Source organism: Streptomyces albidus (ex Kaewkla and Franco 2022) (assembly GCF_013870515.1).
GTDB lineage: Bacteria > Actinomycetota > Actinomycetes > Streptomycetales > Streptomycetaceae > Streptomyces > Streptomyces albidus.
On record NZ_JACBXA010000274.1, the window covers coordinates 1 to 7,176 of the forward strand.

The 7,176-nt window shown below is 71.5% G+C and carries 7 protein-coding genes; 2 read left to right on the plus strand and 5 right to left on the minus strand.

Annotated features, from left to right (window positions below; all coding sequences use genetic code 11):
- Positions 1 to 249: 249 nt before the first annotated feature.
- Both H5J26_RS26355 and H5J26_RS26360 read right to left on the minus strand, forming a co-directional pair.
- Positions 250 to 1,695, minus strand: a complete 1,446-nt coding sequence (locus tag H5J26_RS26355) for a HAMP domain-containing sensor histidine kinase (RefSeq protein WP_181768470.1) — start codon at positions 1,693 to 1,695, stop codon at positions 250 to 252.
- A 28-nt stretch (positions 1,696 to 1,723) separates the two neighbouring features.
- Positions 1,724 to 2,443 (minus strand): response regulator transcription factor, encoded by a 720-nt coding sequence (locus tag H5J26_RS26360; protein WP_181768471.1) that lies wholly within the window; start codon positions 2,441 to 2,443, stop codon positions 1,724 to 1,726.
- A gap of 67 nt (positions 2,444 to 2,510) precedes the next feature.
- On the opposite strand from H5J26_RS26360, the gene H5J26_RS26365 reads away from it, so the two are divergent.
- Positions 2,511 to 3,056 carry a hypothetical protein gene (locus H5J26_RS26365; RefSeq protein WP_235981143.1) on the plus strand — a complete coding sequence of 182 codons (546 nt, stop codon included), beginning with the start codon at positions 2,511 to 2,513 and terminating at the stop codon, positions 3,054 to 3,056.
- 57 nt (positions 3,057 to 3,113) lie between these two features.
- Here H5J26_RS26365 and H5J26_RS26370 read toward each other — a convergent pair whose 3' ends face one another.
- Positions 3,114 to 4,064, minus strand: a complete 951-nt coding sequence (locus H5J26_RS26370) for a fused MFS/spermidine synthase (protein ID WP_181768472.1) — start codon at positions 4,062 to 4,064, stop codon at positions 3,114 to 3,116.
- 61 nt (positions 4,065 to 4,125) lie between these two features.
- Complete coding sequence (locus H5J26_RS26375; protein ID WP_181768473.1) at positions 4,126 to 4,512, minus strand: hypothetical protein; 387 nt, start codon at positions 4,510 to 4,512, stop codon at positions 4,126 to 4,128.
- 179 nt (positions 4,513 to 4,691) lie between these two features.
- On the opposite strand from H5J26_RS26375, the gene H5J26_RS26380 reads away from it, so the two are divergent.
- Positions 4,692 to 6,230 (plus strand): tetratricopeptide repeat protein, encoded by a 1,539-nt coding sequence (locus H5J26_RS26380; protein ID WP_235981145.1) that lies wholly within the window; start codon positions 4,692 to 4,694, stop codon positions 6,228 to 6,230.
- A gap of 131 nt (positions 6,231 to 6,361) precedes the next feature.
- Here the strand turns inward: H5J26_RS26380 and H5J26_RS26385 are convergent, their stop codons facing one another.
- Entirely contained in the window at positions 6,362 to 6,958 is a 597-nt protein-coding gene (locus H5J26_RS26385) for a histidine phosphatase family protein (protein WP_181768474.1), read from the minus strand.
- Positions 6,959 to 7,176 lie beyond the last annotated feature (218 nt).

Sequence of the window (7,176 nt, forward strand, 5' to 3'; positions counted from 1 at the left end):
CGGGCCGGGGTGAGTGCGCTTCTGCGTCGTGCGTCATGGTCGGGCCGCCTCGCTCGGTGGGGGAATCGTGCGGAGAGCAGCAAAGTAGCGAGGCCGACTCGGACAATTCCCTTGTTGCGGGCGGGAGTTCGGGACTTTAGGCCGCCCTTAAGCCAGGGCAATGCCGGGGTTAGGGATGGACGCGCGAAAGCCGCCCGAAGGGGCGTCCCGAAGGTCCTCGCGAAGACCGGCACGAAGACCGGTTCGGTCTCAAGTCGCGCGCCTCATCGGGTACTTGAGGCGACGCTCGGCACGCCGCCTCACACGCTTGCGCTCGACGCCCTCCCCGCCGTCGAGCGTCAGCCACACCCGTACCTCGGTCCCCCCGAGCACCGAGGGGCCGACGCGTACGTCACCGCCCGTCGCCTCGGCCACCCTGCGCACGATGTCCAGGCCGAGCCCCGTCGAGCCGGGCCTTCCGTCACCGTGGCCGCGGCGCAGCGCGGCAGCCGGATCGGCTATGCCGGGGCCCGCGTCGGAGACGAGCACGATCACGGAATTGCTCGCGGTCCCTCCGCGGTGCACGTCGACGGAGAAGGCGGTGCCCACGGGGGTGTGGCGGAAGACGTTGCCGAGCATCGCGTCCAGCGCGGCGACGAGTTCGCCACGTGCCACCGGCACCCGTACCGGACGCTCCACGCCGGCGAGCCGCGCCTCGCGCCCCTCGTCCTCGGCGAGCGCGGACCAGAAGGCCATCCGCTCGCGTATCACCTCCGCGGCGTCGCAGGCGGAGGCCTCGAGCCCGCCCGGCGACTGGGCGCGCTGCTCCCGCTGCTCCCTGGCGGTGCTGATGATCTGGTCGACCTCTGTCTCCAGCTTGGCGACGGCCTCCCGGGTCTGGTCGGCGGCGTCGCCGTCACCCAGCGAGGCGGCGTTCAGCCGCAGCACCGTCAGTGGCGTGCGGAGCCTGTGCGACAGGTCGGCCGCCAACTCCCTCTCGTTGTTCAGTAGTTGGACCACCTGGTCGGCCATGGAGTTGAACGCGGAGGCTGCGGAGCGCAGTTCGGTGGGCCCCTCCTCCGGCACCCGGACACCGAGCTTCCCCTCGCCCAGGGCGTGGGCGGCGGCGGCCAGCCGCCCGGCGGGGCGCACCATCAGGGTGCCGAGCCGGTCGGCGACCACGACCGACCCGAGGATCAGGGCGATGCCCACGCCGGCAAGGACGACCCAGGACGTGGTGACGTTGTGCGTGACCTCGCCGTTGGAGATGAAGACCTCGACCACGGCGAACTCGCCGCTGGCGACGGCCGTGGGCCGCAGCAGCGTGTAACCGCCGGGCACCGTGACCGTGGAGGCGCGGCCCTTGCCCCGTGCGGTCGCCAGTTGCTCGTCGGTCGCGCGCTGCCGCCCGATCTGGACGGCGGCCCGCTTCTGCGGGCGGGTCGATCGCGTACCGCTCTCCGCCTTCTGCGACGTCGGCACGTGGACGGCAAGGCGTCCGTCACCACCGGCCTCCGTGCTGGCGACGGCCATCTTCAACTGCTGACGGTCCCTGGTGATGGCCAGCACCGGGCCGACGGTCGCGGCCTGCCGTTCCGCGTTGGAGAAAGCACGGTCGCGCGCCGTCTCCTTGACCACGAGACCCAGCGGCACGGCGAAGGCGATCACCACCATGGCGGTCACGGCGAGGCACACCTTCACCAGCGCCCATCTCATGCCCGAGCTCCGTTCCTCGTGGCCGCTCTCACGGCTGCCGCTCCTTCGGCGGTTCCAGCTTCACGCCCACTCCGCGCAGCGTGTGCAGGTAGCGGGGGCGTGCGGCGGTCTCCCCCAACTTGCGGCGCAGCCACGACAGATGGACGTCGATGGTCTGGTCGTCGCCGTACGACTGCTGCCACACCTCGGCGAGCAGTTCCCTGCGCGCCACGACGACGCCGGGCCGCCCGGCGAGGAAGGCCAGCAGGTCGAACTCGCGCCGGGTCAGGTCCAGCAGCGCACCGTCCAGCTCCGCCTGCCGGCGCAGCGGGTCTATGGCGAGCCCGCCCACGCGCAGCACCCGTTCACCTGCGTCGCCCTGTCCGGAACCGCCGCCGGCACCACCTCCGCGGGAGCGGCGCAGCACGGCAGCCATCCGGGCGGAGAGGTGCTCCACCGAGAAGGGCTTGACCAGATAGTCGTCCGCGCCGTCGTTGAGCAGCCGGACGATCTCGTTCTCGTTGTCGCGTGCGGTCGCAATGATCACCGGCACGTCGGTGATGCCGCGCAGCATCTTCAGCGCCTCCGCGCCGTCCAGGTCGGGAAGGCCCAGATCGAGGATGACGACGTCGAACCCGACCTGCGCGACCTCGCGCAACGCCTCCAGGGCCGTGCCGACGCTGCGCACCGCGTGCGAGGCGTCGTTGAGGTGCCGGATGAGGGCGGAGCGTACGAACTGGTCGTCCTCGACCACGAGCACACGAGCCATGGCCGCACGTTACGCCCATTCACCGATCCGGGTGAGCCGGATGTCCAAGGCCGCTATGGTGGCTGCGATGGGACGACCACTCGTGCACGCGGCAGCGTGGGCACTTGCCACGAGCGCGGCGGTGACTCTCTCGTGGTTCGGGGTGCACACCGTCCTGGACAGCACGGAGTACGACGCGCCGCGCACGCTGCCCCTGTCCGGCAAGGAGTCGACGGCCGCGCCGGGGGCCTCCTCCACGCAGAAGCCGCCCGAGCCCTCTCCGACCCGGGCCTCGTCCACACCCTCCGAATCCCGCTCGTCGAAGCCGCCCCGGTCCACGCCGCCCACGCGCGGCCAGGAGTCCAGCGGGCCTCCGTACGATTCCTCGCCGCCGGGCGCTCCGAGAAGCGCGGGCGACGTGCGCAGCGCCAGCGTCCCGGGCGGCCGGGCCGTCTTCGACATGCGCGACGACTACGCCACGCTCGTCTCGGCGACGCCCGACGGGGGCTGGGACACCCAGGTGTGGAAGGACACGACCTGGATCCGGGTCACCTTCTCCAAGGACGGCACCTCCTCCTCCATCTTCTGCCGCTGGGACGACGGTCCGCCCCGCATCGAGACCTACCCGGGCTGAACGCCCCTGTCGGCACGCCGCTTCGGAGCGCACGGCACACCCGCTCCGGCGAAGAGATCAGCGGAAGACGCCCTCAGGAGGCAGCGGCGAGGGGCGAGCCGTCGCGTCGGTGACCGGCACGGCCCCGCCCACGAAGTCCGCGAGCGCGCCGCCCGTCTCCATCCGCCCCGGATGCGGGTCCCCCGCCGCACGTCTGGTCAGCTCCGCCACCGGCAACTCCTCGTCCGAGGCCAGCAGTACGCCGTTCCCGAAGCGCCGCCCGCGCAGCACGGCCGGATCGGCGAGAAGCCCGACGCAGGTGAACGCGGCCCGGGCGGTGGCGATCTGTGAACGCAGATGCTCCAGCGGGCGCCGGCCCTCACCGCCGGCGTCGGCAGATCCCGGGCCGTCCGCGATGTTCGCCGCGTAGAGCCCGCCGGGACGCATCACGCGCCGGATCTCGTGCAGGAATTCGCCGCTGGTCAGATGCGCGGGCGTGCGGGCGCCGCCGAACACGTCCGCGATCACGAGGTCCGCCCATTCCTGAGGGAGCCTGCCGAGACCCGCGCGCGCGTCGGCGCCGCGGATCCGGATCCGCCATCCCCGCTCCAACGGCAGGGCGGTGCGCACCCATTGGGTCAGCGCGACGTCCTTCTCGATCACCTGCTGTGTGGAGCGCGGCCGGGTGGCCGCCACGTAGCGGGGCAGGGAGAGGGCGCCTCCGCCCAGGTGCAGCACGTTCAGGGGCTGCCCGCCGGGTGCGGCGGCGTCGACGACGTGACCGAGCCTGCGCTGGTACTCGAAGTCGAGGTACGCGGGGTCGTGGAGGTCGACGTAGGACTGCGGCGCGTTCTCCAGCAGCAGCGTCCAGCCGTCCGCACGGTCGGGGTCCGGTCGCAACTCCGCGAGGCCGCCTTCGACCTGCGCGCTCAGCGTCTCCCTCGCCTGCCGGCCTCGGCCGCGGTGCCCGTCGTTCGTCCGGTCCTGACCGGAGCCCGCGCGGGCTGCGCGCCGTCTGTCCTTCGCCACTCGTCCAGTATCGCTGAGCGCCACAGCTGGGCGCGGTCAACGACCGTGCGCCACCGAGCGGTTACGTACAGCGGTCCGCCGCGGCGATCGTGCGGGCGGCCTCACCCAGCGCCGCCCGCAGCAGGGACGCGTCGGTGGCCACACCGAACGCCCCCTCCGGCGGCACCAGCCACCCGCTCGCGGAAGCCGGAAGCTCCTGCGCGACGGTGCGGGGCCTGCCGGGGGTCTGGGTGCATGCGCTGCCCGGCAGATCCCAGCAGGCCGCGGTGCCCGGCGGCACCAGGAACCCCACCATGTCGCCGGATCCGTCGCACAGCAGGACCGGACCGAGTCCGTCCCGCAGGCGCAGGATGTCGACGGCTTCCAGGCCCTGCCGCGCGGGCACCGTCACCAGATCGCAGGGCACACCGCCGGCGACGGTGCGGACTCCTAGGCCGGTGTCCAGCATGGGGACCCCTCCTCCGAGCTCCTCCGCAGTGGTCATGCAGAGTTCAACGCCCTCGACGTCAACGGGGTACGGCACACGACGCCACAAAGGATGGCACTTCATGGCAGATGGTGGGTGAGATATCCGTTTTGTAGCTAAACCCTGCGTGTTGACCATGTCACAGCCTGTACGGTCCGCCCATGGCGTCGTCACTTTCTGCGTCAAAGGGCCCGCAACGGGAGCCCAACACCGCCTTCCGGCTCCTGCGCGGCACGCTCTCGCCTGCGGAGTTCGCCGCTTCCGTACGCCGCGCCGCGCGGTCCATCGGCGAGCAGGTCGCATGCGACGCGCGCTACATCGGACGTGTCGAGTCCGGTGAGATCCGCTGCCCCAACTACGCCTACGAGCGCGTGTTCCTGCACATGTTCCCGGGCCACACGCTCGCCGACATGGGCTTCTCCGACCGTGACAGCGTCCGCGGGCACCGCGCGGCGCGCCTCCGAGAGGCTCACGGAGGTGATAATTCGCCGACACATCTGACGACGCGTCATGAAGCTTCCCGTATGGTCTTCGGCCACAGCAGCACCAGTGGCAACACTGACCACAGTTGTCACACCAGCCCCACCGGTTCCGAGGCAGGTTCCGCATGCCCCAACTCGCCTGCCTGCCCCATCTGTTCAAACTTTTCCGAGATCCACGAGGAGAGCGACGTGCTACGTCGCGCGTTCATGATCGGCGGCCCGGCCGCCGCGCTGACAACCCTTCCCCCCGCCGGCAACGCGCCCGCGAACGGGCGCGCCTCGTCCGCGCACAGCCGGCGGCGCGTCGGCGAATCAGAGGCCGAGACCCTGGAACAGGCCGTGCGGCGCATCCGCCTGCTGGACGACAGACACGGCGCCGACAGCCTCTACCAGACCGCCGGCGCCTCCCTCAGCGCCGCCTACGAACTCCTCGACGCAGGCGTCCCGAACCGGAAGTCCATCAGCGACCGGCTGCACAACGGTGCCGGTGAACTCGCCATCTCCGTGGGCTGGCTCGCCCACGACTCCGACCGCTTCTGCGAGGCGCGCTCGCACTACGCCGAAGCGCTCGCCACCGCCCGGGTCGCCTCGGATCCGGGGCTGGAGGCTCACGCCTTCTGCAACACAGCGTTCCTCGCCCGCGATGCGGGACGTCCGCGCGAGGCCGTCAGAGCGGCTCAGGCCGGGCAGCAGGCGGCCAAACACCTGGGCTCGGCACGGCTGTTGTCCCTGCTGACTCTCCGCGAAGCCGGCGGCTGGGCCGGACTCGGCGACCGTGCCGCGTGCCAGGAAGCACTGAGCAGAGCACACACCCTCTTCGAGCGCGGGCCCGCCGACGCCGACCCCGACTGGATGAGCTTCTTCGGCGAAGCCGAACTGGCCGGTCTGGAGGCGCAGTGCTGGTCGGCGTTGCACGACTGGGAGCGCGCTGCCGCCCAGGCCCGGCTCGCCGTCTCGCTGCAGGACCCGCACTTCGTACGCAACAGGGCGCTCTTCACAGCGGAGTTGGCGTGCGACCTGGCCGCCCTGCAGCGCCCGGAGGAAGCGGCGGAGGCGGGCAGCGAGGCGCAGGCCCTGCTCGGCCCGGTCCAGTCCTCCCGCATCCGCGCGATGCTGGAGACCACTGCACAGAGGCTGCGCCCGTACGCCGACCACGGCCCGGTCGGCCAGTTCCTCGCCCGGCAGGGCCGCATGGTGCCGCGCCCTCGCTCGGCCTGACCCGTACGAGACGTGTTCCGTACGAGACGTGTTCCGGACGAGTGGTCTTCCGGACGAGTGGTGCCCGTACGCACCGGGCCGCGGGACGGCGGCCTCACGTCACCGGGCGGTCAAGTCCCCTCCCGGCGCGGTCAGTCCAGATGTCCCGTGTCGTTCCAGCGCTCGATCGCCGGGTCCCCGTACGCCCAGCCCAGCACCGACAGCGACGCCGGTGAGAGGGTGAGGCCCGCCCCGAAGGGTGTTCCGTACCCGAGCCAGCGCGCTCCGAGGACACGCAGCACATGACCGTGCGCGAAGACCAGCACGTCGCGGTCGGCCGAACGGGCCCACTCCACGATGCCGTCAACGCGAGCCTCGAGGTCGCGCATGCTCTCGCCGTCCACGACCCCGTCCCGCCAGATGAGCCAGTCGGTGCCGGTCTGCTCCCGGATCTGCTTCGTCGTCAGCCCCTCGTAGGCGCCGTAGTCCCACTCACGCAACGCGTCCCACTCCTGGGCGCGGTCGCCGAATCCCGTCAACTCGCAGGTCTCGCGCGCACGGGACAGGGGGCTGGTGCGCACCTCCACACCGGGCAGCCCGCCCCAGGGGGCGCTGTTCAGCCGCCGGCCGAGCAGTTCGGCGTTGCGACGCCCCTCGTCGAGCAGCGGGACGTCGGTCTTGCCGGTGTGCTGTCCGGTCGTCGACCACTCCGTCTGACCGTGCCGGACCAGCAGGATGCGCGCTGCCATGGGAATTCCCCTTCAGCCGTCGTACGGGAACCGCGATGCGGATGTGCACTCTCGACTCCGATGTGCACATACATCCGCCATCTTGACCTGAATCGTCACCGCACGGGCCGACGGGCACGCGGGCGTCGGGGCGGCATGTGTCAGTCGTGGATGCCAGACTTCCGCTGGTACTGCAATCTTTCGCGAGGCGAACGCCGATGACCCACTCCCACGGCAGC